Annotated in this window: 18 protein-coding genes; 7 read left to right on the forward strand and 11 right to left on the reverse strand. The window is 68.3% G+C overall.

Going from position 1 to position 18475, the window contains the following annotated elements; all coding sequences use genetic code 11:
- Positions 1-381: 381 nt before the first annotated feature.
- The 5 genes from ACTZQ5_RS09455 to rpmF all read right to left on the reverse strand — a co-directional run bounded on the left by ACTZQ5_RS09455 (position 382) and on the right by rpmF (position 3510).
- Complete coding sequence (locus ACTZQ5_RS09455; protein ID WP_443584934.1) at positions 382-729, reverse strand: MerR family transcriptional regulator; 348 nt, start codon at positions 727-729, stop codon at positions 382-384.
- Between the two features lie 5 nt (positions 730-734).
- On the reverse strand, positions 735-1034 hold the full coding sequence (locus tag ACTZQ5_RS09460) for an integration host factor subunit alpha (RefSeq protein WP_443585172.1): 300 nt from the start codon (positions 1032-1034) through the stop codon (positions 735-737).
- A gap of 267 nt (positions 1035-1301) precedes the next feature.
- Positions 1302-2270 carry a beta-ketoacyl-ACP synthase III gene (locus ACTZQ5_RS09465; RefSeq protein ID WP_443584935.1) on the reverse strand — a complete coding sequence of 323 codons (969 nt, stop codon included), beginning with the start codon at positions 2268-2270 and terminating at the stop codon, positions 1302-1304.
- Positions 2267-3298, reverse strand: a complete 1032-nt coding sequence (gene plsX / locus ACTZQ5_RS09470) for a phosphate acyltransferase PlsX (protein ID WP_443584936.1) — start codon at positions 3296-3298, stop codon at positions 2267-2269. Before plsX ends, ACTZQ5_RS09465 begins: the two co-directional genes overlap by 4 nt.
- A gap of 32 nt (positions 3299-3330) precedes the next feature.
- On the reverse strand, positions 3331-3510 hold the full coding sequence (rpmF, locus tag ACTZQ5_RS09475; protein ID WP_198354171.1) for a 50S ribosomal protein L32: 180 nt from the start codon (positions 3508-3510) through the stop codon (positions 3331-3333).
- Positions 3511-3901: 391 nt separating this feature from the next.
- On the opposite strand from rpmF, the gene ACTZQ5_RS09480 reads away from it, so the two are divergent.
- Positions 3902-4135, forward strand: coding sequence for a hypothetical protein (locus ACTZQ5_RS09480; RefSeq protein ID WP_443584937.1), 234 nt, complete (start codon positions 3902-3904; stop codon positions 4133-4135).
- 32 nt (positions 4136-4167) lie between these two features.
- Here the strand turns inward: ACTZQ5_RS09480 and ACTZQ5_RS09485 are convergent, their stop codons facing one another.
- Positions 4168-4827, reverse strand: a complete 660-nt coding sequence (locus ACTZQ5_RS09485; protein ID WP_443584938.1) for an MBL fold metallo-hydrolase — start codon at positions 4825-4827, stop codon at positions 4168-4170.
- An 80-nt stretch (positions 4828-4907) separates the two neighbouring features.
- Between ACTZQ5_RS09485 and pabB the strand changes: the two genes are divergently transcribed.
- The 4 genes from pabB (at position 4908) to msrA (ending at position 8927) form a co-directional block, all read left to right on the forward strand.
- Positions 4908-6686, forward strand: a complete 1779-nt coding sequence (pabB, locus tag ACTZQ5_RS09490; protein WP_443584939.1) for an aminodeoxychorismate synthase component I — start codon at positions 4908-4910, stop codon at positions 6684-6686.
- A gap of 39 nt (positions 6687-6725) precedes the next feature.
- Complete coding sequence (locus ACTZQ5_RS09495) at positions 6726-7925, forward strand: pyridoxal phosphate-dependent aminotransferase (protein WP_443584940.1); 1200 nt, start codon at positions 6726-6728, stop codon at positions 7923-7925.
- A 163-nt stretch (positions 7926-8088) separates the two neighbouring features.
- On the forward strand, positions 8089-8235 hold the full coding sequence (locus tag ACTZQ5_RS09500) for a hypothetical protein (protein WP_443584941.1): 147 nt from the start codon (positions 8089-8091) through the stop codon (positions 8233-8235).
- 38 nt (positions 8236-8273) lie between these two features.
- Entirely contained in the window at positions 8274-8927 is a 654-nt protein-coding gene (gene msrA / locus ACTZQ5_RS09505) for a peptide-methionine (S)-S-oxide reductase MsrA (protein ID WP_443584942.1), read from the forward strand.
- Positions 8928-9109: 182 nt separating this feature from the next.
- Here the strand turns inward: msrA and pdeM are convergent, their stop codons facing one another.
- A complete protein-coding gene (gene pdeM, locus ACTZQ5_RS09510) occupies positions 9110-9772 on the reverse strand; it encodes a ligase-associated DNA damage response endonuclease PdeM (RefSeq protein WP_443584943.1) in 663 nt (220 codons plus the stop codon).
- 192 nt (positions 9773-9964) lie between these two features.
- Here pdeM and ACTZQ5_RS09515 point away from each other — a divergent pair, with 192 nt between their 5' ends.
- Positions 9965-11848 (forward strand): potassium transporter Kup, encoded by a 1884-nt coding sequence (locus ACTZQ5_RS09515; protein WP_443584944.1) that lies wholly within the window; start codon positions 9965-9967, stop codon positions 11846-11848.
- 151 nt (positions 11849-11999) lie between these two features.
- On the opposite strand, the gene ACTZQ5_RS09520 is transcribed toward ACTZQ5_RS09515, so the two are convergent.
- Together ACTZQ5_RS09520 and ACTZQ5_RS09525 are read right to left on the reverse strand one after the other, a co-directional pair.
- Positions 12000-14405, reverse strand: a complete 2406-nt coding sequence (locus tag ACTZQ5_RS09520; protein WP_443584945.1) for a ligase-associated DNA damage response DEXH box helicase — start codon at positions 14403-14405, stop codon at positions 12000-12002.
- A gap of 162 nt (positions 14406-14567) precedes the next feature.
- Positions 14568-14741, reverse strand: a complete 174-nt coding sequence (locus tag ACTZQ5_RS09525) for a hypothetical protein (protein ID WP_443584946.1) — start codon at positions 14739-14741, stop codon at positions 14568-14570.
- 96 nt (positions 14742-14837) lie between these two features.
- Between ACTZQ5_RS09525 and ACTZQ5_RS09530 the strand changes: the two genes are divergently transcribed.
- Positions 14838-15836, forward strand: a complete 999-nt coding sequence (locus ACTZQ5_RS09530) for a ligase-associated DNA damage response exonuclease (protein WP_443584947.1) — start codon at positions 14838-14840, stop codon at positions 15834-15836.
- A 27-nt stretch (positions 15837-15863) separates the two neighbouring features.
- Here the strand turns inward: ACTZQ5_RS09530 and rpoN are convergent, their stop codons facing one another.
- Together rpoN and lptB are read right to left on the reverse strand one after the other, a co-directional pair.
- Positions 15864-17342, reverse strand: coding sequence for an RNA polymerase factor sigma-54 (gene rpoN / locus ACTZQ5_RS09535; RefSeq protein WP_443584948.1), 1479 nt, complete (start codon positions 17340-17342; stop codon positions 15864-15866).
- 116 nt (positions 17343-17458) lie between these two features.
- A complete protein-coding gene (gene lptB / locus ACTZQ5_RS09540; protein WP_443584949.1) occupies positions 17459-18235 on the reverse strand; it encodes an LPS export ABC transporter ATP-binding protein in 777 nt (258 codons plus the stop codon).
- Positions 18236-18475: the final 240 nt, after the last annotated feature.

Raw genomic sequence — 18475 nt, forward strand, 5'->3', positions numbered from 1 at the left:
GCCTTGTGGCCCTATGCCGGAACGGTCACGCTGTCCGCGCCCGGGTCGGGTGGCCACCCGACCCGGGCATCCCGCTCATCGCGGAACGTCCCCTCCCTACACCCTTTCCAACAGACAATGCCGGACTCGGTCCGGCATCCACCGTGCCGCACACCCCTACGCTATGGGTTTTGCGGCACCGTGGACCCCGGAACGAGTCCGGGGTGACGAAGGGTACCGGGTTGGCATGCGCCTTCACCCGAAGCCGGCAGCCGTCCTCCCCCGCCAGGGGCAGGATCGAATGTCGATTGGTGCTATGGGCGATATTCGCCCCCATTTAGGTTTCGGGAGGACGATCCGCACCGCAGGTAACGCGGCGGCGCCAGCTTCGCCGTGCCGCCGTCAGTCGGCGCGTTCGTCCGTGCGCAGGGCCTGCGCCAGCCGGTTGCGGATGGCGATCAGCGCGGCGGTGCCTGCGTCGCCGTCATCGGGAGCGGCGGTTTCGGTGAGCAGCAATTGCTGCACGCCGCGCACGGTATAGCCCTTGCGGTTCAGCAGGTCGTCGATGCGGCGGACGAGCGCGACATCCTCCGGCCGGTAATAGCGCCGGTTGCCGGCGCGGGTCACCGGTCGCAGCTGGGGAAAGCGCGTTTCCCAATAGCGCAGGATGTGCTGGGGCAGGCCGGTTTCCGCCGACACTTCCCCGATCGTCCGGAACGCGCCGTCCGCCTTCACCGTGCCGGGCGGCATGCGACTCAGCTGGGGGCGACGATGCGTTCGCGCATCATCTGGCTGGCGCGGAACGTCAGCACGCGGCGCGGTGCGATCGGCACTTCGATGCCCGTCTTGGGATTGCGTCCGATCCGCTCGCCCTTGTCGCGCAGCACGAACGTGCCGAATCCGGAGATCTTGACGTTCTCGCCGCGCGCCAGTGCATCGCACATTTCGCCCAGAATCTGTTCGACGATCTTGGCCGAGTCGCTGCGCGACAGCCCGATTTGCCGGTGCAAAGCCTCTGAAAGATCGGCCCGCGTCAACGTGCCGGCGGTAGTCATCAACACGCTTGCCCCACTCCACTCGCTAAAAAGCCCGTGCACAGGATACACCAGATGAAACGTGTCAGAAAGTGACTTTTCCGTTACCATGCTCAAAATGGGCTTTAGCGCCGGTCAAGACGCCGGCGAACGAGCCGATTTGCAGCGATTTCAAGCGGCTTTCACCCCCCGCTCCTGTCCGAACATCGTCTTGACGGCCGATACGGGAAGGGCGGCGTGCCCCTGATCGGGACGCGCATACCGTCGGCGTGCCGGGCTGCGTCGCGCCTAGAAGCGCAGGACGGCTGCGCCCCAGGTGAAGCCGCCGCCCATCGCCTCCAGCACGACGATCTGATTTTCGCGGATACGCCCGTCGCGGACCGCCGTGTCGAGCGCCAGCGGCACCGACGCGGCCGAGGTGTTGGCGTGGCGATCGACGGTCACCACCACCTTTTCCGGCGGCAGGCCGAGCTTGCGGCTGGTCGCATCGAGGATGCGGGCATTCGCCTGATGCGGGACGACCCAATCGACGTCGGCGGCACTCAGCCCGGCGATCACCAGCGTTTCTTCCATCACCGCAGCCAGATTGACCACCGCGTGGCGGAAGACTTCGCGACCCTTCATGCGCAGCTTGCCGACCGTACCGGTCGTCGAGGGGCCGCCGTCGACGTAGAGCAGCTCGTTATGGCGGCCGTCGGCATGCAGCTTGGTGGCGAGGATGCCGCGGCCGGTATCCGAGTCGGTTTCCTGGCCTTCCAGCACGATCGCGCCGGCGCCGTCGCCGAACAGCACCGCGGTGGTGCGGTCCTCCCAGTCGAGCAGGCGGCTGAACGTCTCGGCGCCGATCACCAGCGCGCGGCGGTGGATGCCGGTGCGCAGCATCGCGTCGGCGACCTGCACCGCGTAGAGGAAGCCGGAACACACCGCCGCCACGTCGAACGCGACGCAATCGTCGATGCCGAGCATCGCCTGCACCTTGGTGGCGCTCGACGGAAAGGTCTGGTCGGGGGTGGCGGTCGCCAGCACGATCAGGTCGATGTCCTGCGCGCGCATATCGGCCGCCTCCAGCGCGGCGCGGCAGGCGTCGGCGGCGAGCGTCGCCGTCGTCTCGTGCGCGGCGGCGATGTGGCGGAAGCGGATGCCGGTGCGCTCGACGATCCAGGCATCGCTGGTGTCGAGCCGCTGCTCGAGATCGGCATTGGCGACGCGCTGCGCCGGCAGCGCCGATCCGGTGCCGAGGACGACCGAGCGGATCATGCGGCTCTCTTCTCGAAATTGCCGAGGTCGTCGGCGATGCGGCGGGTGAGGTCGGCGCGCACCATCTTGGCGGCATTGCCGATCGCAGTGGCGACGCCGCGCTCGTTCGCGCTGCCATGGCTCTTCACGACGATGCCGTTGAGGCCGAGGAAGACCGCGCCATTGTGGTTGTTGGGGTCGAGGTGATCGCGCAGCAATTCGGTCGCCGGGCGGGAGATCAGGAAGCCGACCTTGGAGCGGACCGAGGACCGGAACGCGCGCTTCAGCAGGTCGGCGACGAAGCGCGCCGTGCCCTCTGCCGTCTTCAGCGCGATGTTGCCAGCAAAGCCGTCGCACACGATCACGTCGTGATTGCCGCGGGCAAGCTGGTTGCCCTCGACGAAGCCGGTGAAGGTGAGGGGGAGGTGGGTCTGCCCGCGCAGCACCGCGGCGGCGTCGCGGATCTCGTCCGTGCCCTTCTGATCCTCGCTGCCGATGTTGAGCAGCGCGACGCGGGGCGAATCGAGATCGAGGATGGTGCGGGCATAGGCCGCGCCCATCACCGCGAACTGGACGAGGTTGCGCGCATCCACCTCGGTATTCGCACCCAGGTCGAGCATCACCACGTCATTGTCGCCGAGCGTCGGCAGCGGCGCCGCGAGCGCCGGCCGGTCGATACCGGGCAGCGTGCGCAGCGCGAGCTTGGCCATCGCCATCAAGGCGCCGGTGTTGCCCGACGACACGGCCGCGCCGGCGCGGCCCTGCTTCACCAGATCGATGGCGATGCCCATCGAGGTGGTCTTGGCACGGCGGATCGCCTGGCTCGGCTTGTCGCTCGACCCGACGGTTTCGGGCGCGTGGACGATCTCGCTCGCATGGGCGAGGTTGGGATGGCCTTTCAGCCCCTCCGCCACCGCCGCCTCGTCCCCCACCAGCAGGAAGCGCATGCCCTCGAACCGCCGCCGCGCAGCCGCGACGCCGGCGAGCATGACCTCCAGCCCCTCGTCGCCGCCCATCGCATCGACGGCGATCCAGGAGTTGTCGGGCATGGTTCAGCGCTTATCCGAGTAAGGGGAGGGCGTCAGCCCTCGACCGAGACGATCTCGCGGCCGTTGTAATGGCCGCAGGCGGTGCACAGGTTGTGCGGGCGCTTCAGCTCGCCGCAGTTCGGGCACTCCTGGAACGATTCGATGCTCAGCGAATCGTGGCCGCGACGCATGCCGCGCTTGGAGGGGGAGGTCTTTCGCTTGGGGACGGCCATTTCGGCACCTTGTGTCTGATCGGCTTACGGAATTGAGATGCGCCCTACGGCACGTGCCGGCGATCGGCAAGGCGCCGACTGCTGGACGCCACCGACAACCGGACGCATCGCGAAGCGCGGGCCTATAGCGATATTCCGAGCGGTTGCAAGCCGAAGCCCGTCGCCAACCGCGCGCAACCGCTTGCGAAAGGCGGAACACCGCGCGCGCCCTGCCGTTCAGCCCATCGGCGATTGAACGGAGAGTTGCGATGAATTTCAAAGCTTTAGGATTGGGCCTCGGCGTGTTCTCGATCGCGCTGGGCGTAACCGAACTGTTCGGTTCGCGGCGCATCGCCCGTGCGTTGGAGGCAGAGGGCCACGAAAGCCTCATCAAGGCTTCGGTGCGCGCGAGGTGCTGGCGGGCGTCAACCTGCTGGCAGCGCCGGCGGTGTCGACCAACGTGTGGAACCGCGTGGCGGGCGATGCGATGGACATCGGCGCGCTCGGCCTTGCCGCCAGGGCGCATCCCCGCAACAGGGCGGTCTGGGGATCGCTGCTGTTCGTGATCGCGGCCACCGCGCTCGATGTCATCACCGCGCGCGGGCTGGACCGGGAGACGGGCAAGCTGCTGCCGGTCGGTGCGTGAGCGGCTGGAGTAGGCCCGCCCGCCCGGCGCGCCTACTCCGCCAGCGCGCGATCGCTGACGAACATGTTGTGCGCGCGTTCGTGGGCGAAGGTGCTGGGGTTGCCGTGGCCGGGGATGAAGGCGGTGTCGTCGCCCAGCGGCCACAGCTTGGTGACGATCGTCTCGATCAGCTGCTTGTGGTTGCCGCCCGGCATGTCCGATCGGCCGACCGACCCCTGGAACAGCACGTCGCCGACCTGCGCGAACTTCGAGGGCGCGTGATGGAAGATGACATGGCCCTGGGTGTGACCGGGCGTTTCGTAGACGTCGAGCCGCAGGTTGCCGACCGTCACCGTATCGCCCTCGACCAGCCAGCGATCGGGTTCGAACACGGTGCCGGGCATGCCGTAGTTACGGCCGTCGTCGTCCAGCCGCGCCAGCCAGAACCGGTCCGCCTCGTGCGGCCCCTCGATCGGCACGCCGAGGTCTTCGGCGAGCGGCTTTGCCTCGCCGGCGTGATCGATATGGCCGTGGGTCAGCAGGATCTTTTCCACGGTGACGCCGGCCTGCGCCACAGCCGCCTTGATGCGGGGCAGGTCGCCGCCCGGATCGACGATCGCGCCCTTCATCGTCTCGGTGCACCAGATCAGGGTGCAATTCTGCTGGAAGGGCGTCACCTGGACGATAGCGGCGCGCAAGGTCGTGCTGGTCATGCCGCGGGAGATAGGGGCGAGCGTACGCTCGGGCAATCGCCGCTTGCGCCGGTGGCGGCGCTGCGTGCATCTGGCGGACGATGCTGACCGCGCCCTTCGTGCTGCTCGACGATGCCCGTCCCGGCGGGGCGGGAGCGCGGCTCTATGTCGATCCGGTCGAGATCCTGGCGGCAGACCGGATCGAAGATGTCGTGCCGGCGCTGGAGAGGCTGCGCGCGGCCGGGGACCGCGGGCTGCATGCCGCCGGATATCTGACCTATGAGGCGGGGGCGGCGCTGATGCCGCGGGCGCCGGCGGGGCCGGCGGTCGAGGGGCCGTTGCTGTGGTTCGGGCTGTTCCGCGATCATCGCGCGATGGAGGCGGCAGAGGTCGCGGCGCTGCTGCCCGATCCCGCCGGTGCCTGGGCGACGGCACCGGTGCCGCGCGTCGGCCGGGTGGCCTATGACGAGGCGCTGGCGCGGGTGCTCGAATGGATTCGCGCCGGCGATATCTACCAGGCCAATCTGACGCTGCGCGCCGATGTGGCGGTGGCGGGCGATCCGCTGGCGCTGTACGCGCGGCTGCGGGGTACGTCGGCGGCCGGCCATGGCGCGCTGGTCGCGACGGGCACGCGGCACCTGCTGTCGCTGTCGCCCGAACTGTTCTTCGCGCTGGAGGGGGATGCGCTCACCTGCCGGCCGATGAAGGGGACGGCGCCGCGCGCCGACACCGCAGACGAGGATGCGACGCGGATCGCGACGCTCGGTGCCGATGCCAAGCAGCGCGCCGAAAACCTGATGATCGTCGACCTGATGCGCAACGACCTGTCGCGCGTCGCGGCCCCCGGCAGCGTTGCGGTGCCGGCGCTGTTCACCGTCGAAAGCTATCCGACGGTGCATCAGATGACCTCCACCATCACGGCGCGGCTGGCCGAGGGGCGGGACGCGGTGGATGTCCTCGCCGCGCTATTCCCCTGCGGATCGATCACCGGCGCGCCCAAGCTGCGCAGCCTGGAGGTGATCGGCACGGTCGAGGACGAGGGCCGGGGCGTCTACACCGGCGCGATCGGCCGGATCGATGCGGGCGGGAACGCCGCCTTCAACGTGGCGATCCGCACGCTGGCGATCCCCGTCGGGGGTGCGGTGGCGGAGCTCGGCCTGGGGTCGGGCATCGTTGCCGACAGTCGCGCCGACGACGAATGGGCGGAGGTGCTGGCCAAGGGCGCCTTCGTCACCGCGGGCCAGCCGCCGCTCGACCTCATCGAGACGATGGCGTTCGATCCCGAGGAAGGGCTGCCGCTGCTCGAACGCCATCTGGCGCGGATGACGGCCAGCGCGGCGGCGCTCGGCTTTCGGTTCAACCGGCATGCGGCGCGCAACGAATTGCAGGCGGCGACCTTTCGCCTGCGCGAACCCTGCCGCATCCGCCTGCTGCTCGCGCAGAGCGGCGCGATCGCGATCGAATCGGCGCCGATGCCTGCGCCGGTCGACGAGCCGCTGCGGGTGGCGCTGGTGCCGCTGCCGGTCGATTCCGCCGATTTCCGGCTGCGCCACAAGACCAGCGATCGCGGCTTCTACGATGCGGCGCGGCGCGCGGGGGGAACCGACGAGGTGCTGTTCGTCCGGCCGGACGGCCTGCTGACGGAGGGGAGCTTCACCTCGCTGTTCGTGGCGCACGCCGGTGGCAGGTTGCTCACGCCGCCCGCCGACCTCGGCCTGCTGCCCGGCGTGCTGCGATCGGAACTGCTCGCAAGTGGCCGTGCCGTCGAACGAAATCTGTCGCCTGCCGACCTCGGCGAGCAATTTTTTGTCGGAAATGCGCTGCGCGGGTTGATCCCGGCGGTTGTTGCGATTGCGAAAGAGCCATCGCTGCCGCTATAGGCCCGCGCGTTCTTTCTCGTCGCCACAAGGCCCTGACCCATGAAGCCCTCCGCCGCCCTCGGCCGTATCAGCCCGTCCCCCACGCTTGCCATCACCAGCCGCGTGCTGGAGCTGAAGCGGGCCGGCGTCGACGTGATCGGCCTGGGTGCGGGCGAGCCCGATTTCGACACCCCCGATTTCGTCAAGGACGCGGCGATCCAGGCGATCCGCGACGGCAAGACCAAATACACCAACGTCGATGGTACGATCGAGCTGAAGCAGGCGATCGTCGCCAAGTTCGCCCGCGACAACGGCCTCACCTACACCACCGACCAGGTGACGGTGAACGTCGGCGGCAAGCACACCCTGTTCAACGCCATCGTCGCCAGCGTCGATGCGGGCGACGAGGTGGTGATCCCCGCGCCTTATTGGGTGAGCTACCCCGACGTGGTGCAGTTCGCCGGCGGCACGCCCGTGTTCGCGGTCGCCGGGCCGGAGCAGGATTACAAGCTGTCGCCGGAGGCGCTGGAGGCGGCGATCACCCCGCGCACCAAGTGGGTGATCCTCAATTCGCCGTCCAACCCGACGGGCGCGGCCTATACGGTGGACGAGCTGAAGGCGCTGGGCGCGGTGCTGGCGCGCCACCCGCACGTGTGGATCTTCGCCGACGATATGTACGAGCATATCGTCTATGACGATTTCCGCTTCGCGACGATCGCCGAGGTCTGCCCGGAGCTGTACGAGCGGACGCTGACCGTCAACGGCTGTTCCAAGGCCTATGCGATGACCGGCTGGCGGATCGGCTTCGCGGCCGGCGCGCCCTGGCTCATCAAGGCGATGGCCAAGTTGCAGTCGCAATCGACCAGCAATCCCTGTTCGATCGCGCAGGCGGCGGCAGTGGCGGCGCTGAACGGGCCGCAGGACTTTCTGAAGGAGCGTGCCGCCGCGTTCCAGGGGCGGCGCGACCTGGTGGTCGGCATGCTGAACGCGATCCCCGGCATGCACTGCCCGACGCCCGAAGGCGCCTTCTACGTCTATCCCTCGTTCGCCGAGCTGATCGGCAAGACCACGCCGAACGGCCGCCGTATCGACAGCGACGAGGATTTCGTCGGCTATCTGCTCGACGATGCCAAGGTGGCGGCGGTACAGGGTGCGGCGTTCGGCCTGTCGCCGGCGATGCGGATCAGCTACGCGACCTCCGACGCGCTGCTCCGCGAGGCGTGCACCCGCATCCAGCAGGCCTGCGCCGACCTGCGGTAATCCCGCTCCGGCCAAACCCTGCTGAGGCATGAACGCCGCCGCCACGCGGCGTTAATGCAGCGTTTCTATAAACGGCATTGAGCCTGGGTGCGGGAGGGACGATCTCGCACCGGAATGGCGTGCAGCCCGGCGGGCGGCGCGCGAACAACGATAAAGGTGCGTCATGCGCAAGATCTTCAAGACCGGCTTCTTCTGGCAGTTCGTCGGCGGCTTCGCGATCGGTGCCGTCGGCGTCGTGACGCTGCAGCCGGCCAGTGCCCAGGCCGTGCAGCCGGCGCCGGCCGTCTCGCCGATCGTCGCAGTCCGCTGACCCTTGGCGCCGGTCATGATCGCCACCATCTGTCGATCATGCTGAAAATCCTGTTGCCCGTCGCCGGCACCGTGGCTGCCGTGCTTGCCTCCACCGGCTTCGCCGAGGCCGAGCGTGCCGTGCCGATCCCGGCGGCCAAGGCCGACGTGCCGGCCGCCGGCGCGACGCAGACCGCGGTGTTCGCCGGCGGCTGCTTCTGGGGCATGGAGGCGGTGTTCGAGCGGGTGAAGGGCGTTCGCTCGGTCACGGCGGGCTATGCCGGCGGCACGCCCGGCACCGCGACCTACGATCAGGTGTCGACCGAGACGACGCGGCATGCCGAGGCGGTGCGGGTGGTCTACGATCCGCGCGTCGTCAGCTATGCGACGCTGCTGCGCGTCTATTTCTCGATCGCGCACGACCCGACGCAGCTCAACCGGCAGGGGCCGGATAGCGGCACGAGCTACCGGTCCGCGATCTTCCCGCAGGATGCGCGGCAGGCGGCGGTGGCGCGCGCCTATATCGCCCAGCTGACCGCGGCGAAGAGCTTCCCCAAACCGATCGTAACCCGGATCGAAAACGGCGGATTCTACCCGGCCGAAGCCTATCACCAGAACTTCTACGACCGAAACCCAACCTATCCCTATATCGTCCGCTGGGACAAGCCGAAGGTCGCGGCGTTTAAAGCCGGGTTTCCGACGCTGGCGCGGTAACGTCCCTTCCTCCCCCGCCAGGGGGAGGTGGCCGCGGTGAGGCGGTCGGAGGGGGAGGTCAGCGGCGAACGGCGTGCTTGCGGAAACGCCCCCTCCACCACGGCCTGCGGCCTCGGTCCCCCTCCCCCGGCTGCGCCGAGGGAGGACTGATTCATGCGTCCCCAGCTGCGTGCGGGACGCATTCAAGCCGCGATCGGAAAGCGTAGCAGTCGCTGCTCCACCGGCACCAGGGCCTCGGCGCCGCGGCCGATCGCCTTGGTGAGGGCGGGGTGATCGACATCCAGCCCCCCGGTCAGCGCGCCGAACGCCGGCAGCACGATCTTGCGCGCCGTCGCGACGAAGCAGCGGCGGGCGACCAGCTTGCCGCGCACCTGCACGCGTAATTTGGGGTGGAAGTGGCCGGAGAGTTCCGGCCGCGTCTCGTGCGGATCGGCTTCGTGACGCAGCACCAGGCCATCGACCTCCGCCTCGTCGACCACCCGTCCGCCGCAGCGATCGAGCAAAGCGGCATCGTGGTTGCCGGTGATCCACGTCCAGCGCAGCCCGCCGGTCAGCGCGCGCAGCCGGTCCTGCGCCTCCTGCGGCAGGCGGTCGCAACCGGCACTGTCGTGGAAGCTGTCGCCGAGGCACCACAGCTCCTCCGCGCCGGTCGCCTGGACCAGCCGGGTCAGGTCGGCGAGCGTCGCCAGCGAATCATAGGGCGGCAGCATCTGCCCGCGCGCGGCGAACCAGCTCGCCTTCTCGAAATGCAGGTCGGCGACCAGCAGCGCGCGCCGCGCCGGCCAGAGCAACGCGCCCTCCGCCAGCGCGAGCAGCGCGTGACCACCGAACGAAAAGGGAACCATCGCCGCGCCTTTGCCTGCAACGGCCGGTCCGATCAAGACGTTATCCACACATATGTAAATCCGCTTGCGCGGAGGCGGAATCGGCGTACAGCGCGCCGTCCTTCCGCTCGAGAAGGCATCATCAGGGGGTAAGTGCGCACCATGTCGCTTGCCGACGACGCAGCCGGTTCATCGTCCCATCCGCATCCCGCCATGATCGGCCTGACCATCGGCGCGATCGGCGTCGTGTTCGGCGATATCGGCACCAGCCCGCTCTATGCGTTCCGCGAGGCACTGGGCCAGTCCGCGGCGGACGGGATCGACCCCAGCGAGATCCTGGGCGTGCTCAGCCTGGCGCTGTGGACGCTGACGCTGATCGTCACCATAAAATACGTGCTGTTCCTGATGCGTGCCGACAATCACGGCGAGGGCGGGGTGCTGGCGCTCGCCGCGCTGGCGCGCCGCTCGATCGGCATGCGCAGCCGCATCGCGCTGGTGCTCGGCGCGGCGGGTGCGGCGCTGTTCTACGGTGATGCGATCATCACGCCGTCGCTGTCCGTCCTGTCCGCGATGGAGGGGCTGCGGACGATCCCGAGCGCGGCCAGATTGTTCGACGAAGGCACCATCCGGGCGCTGACGATCGGCATCCTGATCGCGCTGTTCCTGATCCAGCGGCGCGGCACTGCGATGGTCGCCAAGCTGTTCGGCCCGGTGTGCATCGTCTGGTTCCTGACGATCGGCGGGCTCGGCATCTGGCATATCGCCGACGAGCTTTCGATCTTTCGCGTGCTGATCCCGAGCTACGGCATCCATTTCCTGGCGACGCACGGCACGGTCGGCCTGTTCGTCCTCGGCGCGGTGTTCCTGACGGTAACCGGTGCGGAGGCGCTGACCGCCGACATGGGGCATTTCGGCAAGAAGCCGATCCGCATCGCCTGGCTGTTCCTCGTCTTTCCGGCACTGATGCTGAATTATCTGGGGCAGGGGGCGTTCGCGCTGTCGCATCTGGAGGCGGCGCAGGCGGCCGGCACGCCCTTCAAGAACCAGGACTGGTTCTTCCTGATGGCGCCCGAATCGCTGCGCGGGCCGCTGATCGTGCTGGCGGGCTTCGCCACGGTGATCGCCAGCCAGGCGGTCATCACCGGTGCCTTTTCGCTGACGCAGCAGGCGGTGCAACTCGGCCTGCTGCCGCGGATGAAGCTCCGGCAGACGTCCGCGGCGTTCGCCGGGCAAATCTATCTGCCGGCGATCAACTGGCTGCTGCTGGTCGGCGTGCTGGTGCTGATCGTGCAGTTCAAGACCTCGTCGGCGATGGCCGCGGCCTATGGCATCGCGGTCACCGGCACGATGGTGGTGACGACCCTGCTCGGCTATCTCGTCGCGCGGCATGTGTGGCACTGGCGCAGGCCAGTGGCGCTGGCGGCGATCCTGCCGTTCCTGTGCCTCGACCTCATCTTCTTCGGCGCCAACATCCTGCGGGTGATCGAGGGCGGCTGGGTGCCGCTCGTCATCGCCGCCGCGATCGGCCTGCTCATCTCCACCTGGGTGCGCGGCAAGGGCATCGTGCGCGCCTTCGAGGCGCGGCAGAGCATCCCGCTCGCCGACCTCGCCGCCGCGCTCGCCAAGCGGCCGCCGGAACGCGTGCCGGGGACCGCGGTGTTCCTCACCGCCAACCCGCGTTCGGCGCCCGGAGCGCTGCTCCACAACCTCAAGCACAACAAGGTGCTGCACGAACGGAACCTGGTGGTGAGCATCCGCACCACCGACCGCCCGGTCGTCGACCCGACTCTGCGCGCGACGGTGGAGCGGCTCGACGACAATTTCGAGGTGGTGGTGCTGAACTACGGCTTCATGGAAGCGCCGGACGTGCCTGCCGACCTGGGTGTCGGCGGCAAGGCCGAGATGCGCAGCCTTGATGCGATGAAGACCAGCTTCTTCATCGGCCGCAACACGTTGAAGCCGGAAGCGGACGTCGGCATGCCCTTGTGGCAGGATCGCATCTTCATGTTCATGCAGCGCAACGCGAGCGATCCGACGGATTTCCTGAAGATCCCGCCCGGTAAGGTGCTGGAACTGGGCGAGCAGGTGACGGTGTAGGCGTTTCAGGTCCCGCCGTCGGCCTTTCCATTGTCATCCCCGCGCAGGCGGGGATCCATACTGGCTGACCCATCGGTCCCTGCCCATAGCGTCGTGATTATGGATCCCCGCCTGCGCGGGGATGACGGAGAGTAGGGGGCAGCGTCCAGGATCAATCCACCCGCATCGCTTCGGCGGCCAGTGCCTCCGCCTCGACCAGCAGCGCATCGTCGGCGCTGCCTGTGGATACCTTTTCACGCCCGATCAGCGTCAGCACCGGCACCGCGAGCGGCGTCACCCGGTCGAGATCGACATGCAGCATCGTGTCCGCAGCGCGATCGAGCAGCCCGGCGAGGCGACCGACGTCGGTCATCCGGGCGCGTGCATCGTCCCAGGCCGCCTGCAACAACAGATGCGTGGGCTCGTACTTTCGCAGCACGTCGTAGATGAGGTCGGTGGAAAAGGTCACCTGTCGCCCGGTCTTGCGCTTGCCGGGATGCTGGCGCTCGACGAGGCCGCCGATCACCGCCACCTCGCGAAACGCACGCTTGAGCAGATGCGATTGCTGCACCCAGTCGACGAATTCGTGTTCGAGGATATCGGGGCTGAACAGGCGGGCGGGGTCGGTGATCTGTTCGAGGCCGTAGACGGCGAGCGCATAATCGTTGGACACGAAACCCAGGGGTTTCAGCCCCTCCGCCTCCATGCGGCGGGTGACGAGCATGCCGAGCGACTGATGCGCGTTCCACCCTTCGAAGCTGTAGGCGACCATGTAATGGCGCCCTTCGCGCGGGAAGGTTTCGACGAGCAGCTGGCCGGGGCGGGGCAGGGCGGAGCGCTTCTGCTGGAATTGCAGCCATTCGCGCACGTCGTCGGGAAAGCGCTGCCATGCGTCGGGGTCGGCGAGGAACCCGCGCACCCGCGTCGCGAGGTTTGTCGACAGCGGCATGCGGCTGCCGCCATAGGTCGGGATGCGCGCCGGCTTGGACGAGGCGCGGACGATCAAATCCTCGGTATCGATCCGCTCGACCTCGCACGACAGGCCGGCGAAGAAGAAGGTGTCGCCGGGGCTGAGCTGCGCGGCGAAGCCTTCCTCGACCTTGCCGAGATTGCGGCCGTTCTTGAACCGGACGTTGAGCATCGTCGCCTCGACGATGATGCCGGCGTTGAGGCGGTGCTGTGCGACGAACTTGGGATGGCTGACCCGCCACAGGCCGTCGGGGTCCTGCGTCAGCCGCTTGAACCGGTCATAGGCCTTGAGGCTGTAGCCGCCGTCGCGGATGAAGCCGAGCACGCGGTCGAACGTCTCGTCGGTCAGCGCCGAATAGGGCAGAGCGGAGCGGATCTCGTCGAGCAGCGCGGCCTGGTCGAACGGCGCCGCGCAGGCGAGCGCCATGACGTGCTGCGCCAGCACGTCCAGCGCGCCGGGGCGGAACAGGTCGGGGTCGAGTTCGCCCGCCTCCACCGCATCGAGTGCCGCGCGCGCTTCGAGATATTCGAAGCGGTTGCCGGGGACGAGGATGCCTTCCGACGCCTCGTCGAGCCGGTGGTTGGAGCGGCCGAGGCGCTGGAGCAGGCGGCTGGACCCCTTGGGCGCGCCCATCTGGATCACGCAATCCACGTCGCCCCAGTCGACGCCGAGGTCGAGGCTGGCGGTCGCGACCAGGGCGCGCAGCCGCCCGGACGCCATCGCGCCTTCCACCTTGCGCCGCGCCTCCAGCGCGAGACTGCCGTGGTGAACGCCGATCGGCAGGCTCATCGTGTTGACCTTCCACAAATCCTGGAAGATCAGCTCGGCGAGGCTGCGCGTATTGCAGAAGATGATCGAGGTCCGGTGCGTCTCGATCTCCGCCATCACCTGCTCGGCGGCGTAGCGGCCCGAATGGCCCGACCAGGGGACGCGGTCCTGCGGCAGCAGGATGGCGATGTCGGGATCGGCGCCGGGCTCGCCCTGCACCATGGCGACCTGATCGATGTCGCCATCGGGCGCGAGCCAGGCGCGATAGCCGTCGGTATCCGCCACCGTCGCCGACAGCGCGACACGGCGCAGGCCGGGGCTGATCCGCTGCAACCGCGCCATGCACAGCGACAGGAGGTCGCCGCGCTTGCCGGTGGCGAAGGCGTGCACCTCGTCGATGACGATCGTCTTCAGCCCTTCGAACATCGTGATGCTGTCGGGGTAGCTCAGCAGCAGCGACAGCGATTCGGGGGTGGTGAGCAGGATCTGCGGGGGCCTCACCCGCTGGCGCGCCTTGCGGTCGGACGGCGTGTCGCCGGTGCGCGTCTCGACGCGGATGTCGACGCCCATCTCGTCGATCGGCGTGACGAGGTTGCGCTGGATATCGACGGCAAGGGCCTTCAGCGGCGAGACGTAGAGCGTGTGCAGGCCGGTGGTCGGCGCCTCGATCAGCTCGGCGAGCGTCGGCAGGAAGCCGGCGAGCGTCTTGCCCGCACCGGTGGTGGCGACGAGCAGCGCGTGGCGTCCGGCGCGGCCTTCGCGCAGCATGTCGAGCTGGTGACGGCGGGGACGCCAGCCGCGCGAGGCGAACCAGTCGGATAGCGGCTGCGGGAGGTCCATTCTCACCTATGTAGGTAGGTGGCGAGGGCGGGGGAATGGGCCAGCTGTCCGCCATGGCCACGCATCCCCGCGAAGGCGGGAATCCATACGGGCTGACGTCCCGGATCGATCGCAGGCCGTGATGATGATGAACCCCGCCTGCGCGAGGGTTGCGGCAAAGCGTCAGCGCGCGTCGTGATCCACCGCGTCACCCTGGTACAGGTCGTGCGTCGCCTGTTCCGTGCGGCGATGCTGGTCCTTCGACACGCGGTTGTTGAACTTCGCCCAGATGAGCACGCCGAGCAGCACCATTGCGCCGACGAACACGACGAGGCCCCAGAATGTGCTGATAACCATCGAATCTCTCCCACGACGGATCGCTGGGGTTGCAACGGCTGGGGGTGTGCTTTCGATCCGGCGGCACCGGCGCGCCTCTCGCGCGTAGTGACAGGCATGGCACGATTGGGCGACTGGCTGGAACCACATCCGCACGGGATCTATGTGAAGCCTGCCGACGCCTGGATCGACCCGTCCGAGCCCGAACCGCGCGCGCTGGTGACCCACGGCCACGCGGATCATGCGCGCGGCGGCCATGGCGCGGTATGGGCGACGCCCGAGACGCTGGCGATCATGGACGCGCGCTACGGCGAACAGGCGGGCCATCCCGTCGCATATGGCGAGACGATCCGGATGGGGGCGGTGGAGGTCGGCTTCGTCCCCGCCGGACACGTGCTGGGATCGGCGCAGATCGTCCTCGATTTCCGCGGCGAGCGGGTGGTGGTGTCGGGCGACTACAAGCGTCGTGCCGACCCGACCTGCACGCCCTTCGAACCGGTGAAGTGCGACGTCTTCGTCACCGAGGCGACCTTCGCGCTGCCCGTCTTCCGCCATCCCGACACCGGCGACGAGATCGACAAGCTGATCGAACGGTTGCACGCCAATCCCGATCGCTGCGTGCTGGTCGGCGCCTATGCGCTCGGCAAGGCGCAACGGGTGATCGCCGAGTTGCGCGCCCGTGGGCACGAAGCGCCGATCTACATCCACGGCGCGCTGCAGAGATTGTGCGACCTGTATCAGGAACAGGGCGTACGGCTCGGCGAATTGCTGCCGGTGGCCGATGCGAAGAAGGCGGACATGGCGGGCCATGTCGTGATGTGCCCGCCCGGCGCGCTCAACGATCGTTGGTCGCGGCGGCTGCCCGATCCGATCACGGCGATGGCATCGGGCTGGATGCGCGTGCGCCAGCGTGCGCGGCAGAAGAACGTCGAATTGCCGCTGATCCTCTCCGACCATGCCGATTGGGACGAACTGACGACGACGCTGAGCGAGATCGCGCCCAAGGAAGTCTGGGTGACGCATGGCCGCGAAGAGGCGCTGGTGCACTGGTGCATGACCCGCCAGATCAAGGCGCGCGCGCTGGCGCTGGTCGGTTTCGAGGACGAGGATGACTGAGGCGCCGTCCGCTCCGCCGGCGTGACGTTACCCCTCCAGCGCCCGCGCGCGGCGGCGCTGGACGGAGCTGCCGATGCCCATCGCCTCGCGATATTTGGCGACGGTGCGGCGGGCGATGTCGAAGCCCTTGGCTTGCAGCAGCTCGACAAGCGTATCGTCGGACAGGATCTTGGCGCCTTCGCCGGCGATCAGCGTGCGGATCGCGGATTTGACCGCCTCCGCCGACACCGCGTCGCCACCGTCGGCAGCCTGGATCGCCGAGGTGAAGAAATATTTGAGCTCGAACACGCCGCGCGCGCAGCTGAGATATTTGTTGCTGGTGACGCGGCTGACGGTCGATTCGTGCATCTCGATCGCCTCGGCGACCCGCGCGAGCGTCATCGGCTTGAGGTGCGCGACGCCCTTCAGGAAGAACGCCTCCTGCTGCTTCACGATCTCGGCGGCGACCTTGATGATCGTGCGCTGGCGCTGGTCGAGCGCCTTGATGAGCCAGTTGGCGGAGGCGAGCGCGTCGGACAGCCAGGCCCTGGATGCCTTGTCCTGCGGCCCGTGGCTGAGTTCGTGATAATAGCGGCGGTTGACCAGCACGCGCGGCAGCGTCGCGGCGTTGAGTTCGATGCCCCAGCCCGCCTTGGTCTTCATCACGAACAGGTCGGGGGTGACGGCGAGCGCGGGTTCCCCGCCATAGCGGCAGCCGGGCTTGGGATCGTAGCCGCGCAGTTCGCGGATCATGTCCGCCATGTCCTCGTCATCCACGCCGCACATGCGCTTCAGGCGGGCGAGGTCGCCGCGCGCGAGCAGGTCGAGATTGTCGATCAGCCGCGCCATGCAGGGATCGTAGCGATCCGCCTCGCGCGCCTGGAGCGCGATGCATTCGGCGAGATCGCGCGCGCCGACGCCGGTCGGGTCGAGCGTCTGGATCAACGCCAACACCCGCTCGACCCGCGCGAGCGCGATGCCGAGGCGGTTGGCGATATCGAGCAACGGCACGGTGAGGTAGCCGGCCTCGTCCAGCTGGTCGATCAGATGCTGGGCGATGAACCAGTCGGCGCCATCCACCACCGCCCCCGCCTGAGCGAGCAGATGGTCGGCGAGGCTGGTTTCCGTGTCCGCGAACGAATCGAAGTCGAGGCCATCCTCGCCACCGAGGCCGCCACCCGTGCTGCCGCCGGTCATCGACAGCGCGCCGTCGAAGCCGCCGCCGCCATCGGCGACGCTGTCCTGCTGATGGCTTTCGGTGGCGTAATCCACGTCGAGCGGATCGGCCTTGGCGGCACCGCTGACCAGTTCGTCGGCGCCGGCGGGCTCGTCGCGCTCGGGACGTTCGGGGCGGACGACCTCGTCGGTCTGTTGCGCCTCGAGCAGCGGGTTCTTCTCGACCTCTTCGGCGATGAAGCTTTCGATCTCGAGGTTGGATAGCGCCAGCAGCTTGATCGCCTGCTGGAGCTGCGGCGTCATCACCAGCGACTGCGTCTGCCGGATGTCGAGGCGGGGGGCGAGGCTCATGCGGCTAGCCCGTCACCCCAACGCAAGCTGGGGTCTTTTTCGAGCGGACGCACCGGCCGCACGAGATCCCAGCCTGCGCTGGGATGACGGTTGGGGGGACCGCCGGCTTCATATCCCTACAGCGAGAAGCCCTCGCCCAGGTACAGGCGGCGGACGTTGGCGTCGGCGACCAGTTCCTCCGGCGATCCCGCGAACAGCACGCGTCCGTCGTAGATGATGTAGGCGCGATCGACGATGTCGAGCGTTTCGCGGACGTTGTGGTCGGTGATGAGCACACCGATGTCGCGGCGCTTCAGGTCCTTCACCAGATCGCGGATGTCGGCGATCGAGATCGGATCGATGCCGGCGAACGGTTCGTCGAGCAGCATGATCGACGGATCGGCGGCGAGTGCGCGAGCAATCTCGGCGCGGCGGCGCTCGCCGCCCGACAGCGCCATCGCGGGGGAGACGCGCAGCCGGGTGAGGCCGAATTCGTCGAGCAGTTTGTCGAGCTTGCGCACGCGCTCGGCAGGATCGGGCTCGGAGAGTTCGAGCACGGCGCCGATGTTCTTCTCGATCGACAGGCCGCGGAAGATGCTGGTTTCCTGCGGCAGATAGCCGAGGCCGAGGATGGCGCGCCGGTACATCGGCAGCTTGGTGATATCCTCGCCGTCGAGCATGATCCGGCCCGAATCGGGCTTCACCAGACCCATCACCGAGTAGAAGCAGGTCGTCTTGCCCGCGCCGTTGGGGCCGAGCAGCCCGACCACCTCGCCACGATCCACCGACACCGACACGTCGGTCAGGACGACGCGCTTGTCGTAGGACTTGGCGATCGAGATCGCCTGCAGGCCGCGGTTCACCGGGTCTTCGTGGATCGCTTCGGCGGTCTGGAGGTCGGTCACGGCGTCCATCGGGCGAGGCCTTGCTTCGGATGAGAAAAGCCTTGGCAGGCTTCGTGCATGGCCGCGTCATGGCGCGGGATGACGCGGGAGGAAACCCCTTTTCGGCGAAAGGGTGGCGCGATGCGATCATCATCCCCCTCGGGGCAGGGCTGTCGCATAGGGGCTGTCTGATCCGGGAATGGTGTTCTTCGCTCCTCCGCCATGCCGGACTTGGTCCGGCATCCACCGTGGCGCACGCCAATCCGCTGT

It is taken from the genome of Sphingomonas cellulosilytica (assembly GCF_052321755.1).
In the GTDB taxonomy this organism is placed as follows: Bacteria; Pseudomonadota; Alphaproteobacteria; order Sphingomonadales; family Sphingomonadaceae; genus Sphingomonas.

What these genes read in the sequence shown, in the direction of transcription:
- ACTZQ5_RS09455 (WP_443584934.1), bottom strand. Translation starts at nt 729, where the DNA reads ATGCCGCCCGGCACGGTGAAGGCGGACGGCGCGTTCCGGACGATCGGG.
- lptB (WP_443584949.1), bottom strand. Translation starts at nt 18,235, where the DNA reads ATGGACGCCGTGACCGACCTCCAGACCGCCGAAGCGATCCACGAAGAC.
- ACTZQ5_RS09485 (WP_443584938.1), bottom strand. Translation starts at nt 4,827, where the DNA reads ATGACCAGCACGACCTTGCGCGCCGCTATCGTCCAGGTGACGCCCTTC.
- rpmF (WP_198354171.1), bottom strand. Translation starts at nt 3,510, where the DNA reads ATGGCCGTCCCCAAGCGAAAGACCTCCCCCTCCAAGCGCGGCATGCGT.
- ACTZQ5_RS09515 (WP_443584944.1), top strand. Translation starts at nt 9,965, where the DNA reads ATGATCGGCCTGACCATCGGCGCGATCGGCGTCGTGTTCGGCGATATC.
- ACTZQ5_RS09465 (WP_443584935.1), bottom strand. Translation starts at nt 2,270, where the DNA reads ATGATCCGCTCGGTCGTCCTCGGCACCGGATCGGCGCTGCCGGCGCAG.
- plsX (WP_443584936.1), bottom strand. Translation starts at nt 3,298, where the DNA reads ATGCCCGACAACTCCTGGATCGCCGTCGATGCGATGGGCGGCGACGAG.
- msrA (WP_443584942.1), top strand. Translation starts at nt 8,274, where the DNA reads ATGCTGAAAATCCTGTTGCCCGTCGCCGGCACCGTGGCTGCCGTGCTT.
- ACTZQ5_RS09500 (WP_443584941.1), top strand. Translation starts at nt 8,089, where the DNA reads ATGCGCAAGATCTTCAAGACCGGCTTCTTCTGGCAGTTCGTCGGCGGC.
- ACTZQ5_RS09520 (WP_443584945.1), bottom strand. Translation starts at nt 14,405, where the DNA reads ATGGACCTCCCGCAGCCGCTATCCGACTGGTTCGCCTCGCGCGGCTGG.
- pdeM (WP_443584943.1), bottom strand. Translation starts at nt 9,772, where the DNA reads ATGGTTCCCTTTTCGTTCGGTGGTCACGCGCTGCTCGCGCTGGCGGAG.
- rpoN (WP_443584948.1), bottom strand. Translation starts at nt 17,342, where the DNA reads ATGAGCCTCGCCCCCCGCCTCGACATCCGGCAGACGCAGTCGCTGGTG.
- ACTZQ5_RS09530 (WP_443584947.1), top strand. Translation starts at nt 14,838, where the DNA reads ATGGCACGATTGGGCGACTGGCTGGAACCACATCCGCACGGGATCTAT.
- pabB (WP_443584939.1), top strand. Translation starts at nt 4,908, where the DNA reads ATGCTGACCGCGCCCTTCGTGCTGCTCGACGATGCCCGTCCCGGCGGG.
- ACTZQ5_RS09525 (WP_443584946.1), bottom strand. Translation starts at nt 14,741, where the DNA reads ATGGTTATCAGCACATTCTGGGGCCTCGTCGTGTTCGTCGGCGCAATG.
- ACTZQ5_RS09495 (WP_443584940.1), top strand. Translation starts at nt 6,726, where the DNA reads ATGAAGCCCTCCGCCGCCCTCGGCCGTATCAGCCCGTCCCCCACGCTT.
- ACTZQ5_RS09460 (WP_443585172.1), bottom strand. Translation starts at nt 1,034, where the DNA reads ATGACTACCGCCGGCACGTTGACGCGGGCCGATCTTTCAGAGGCTTTG.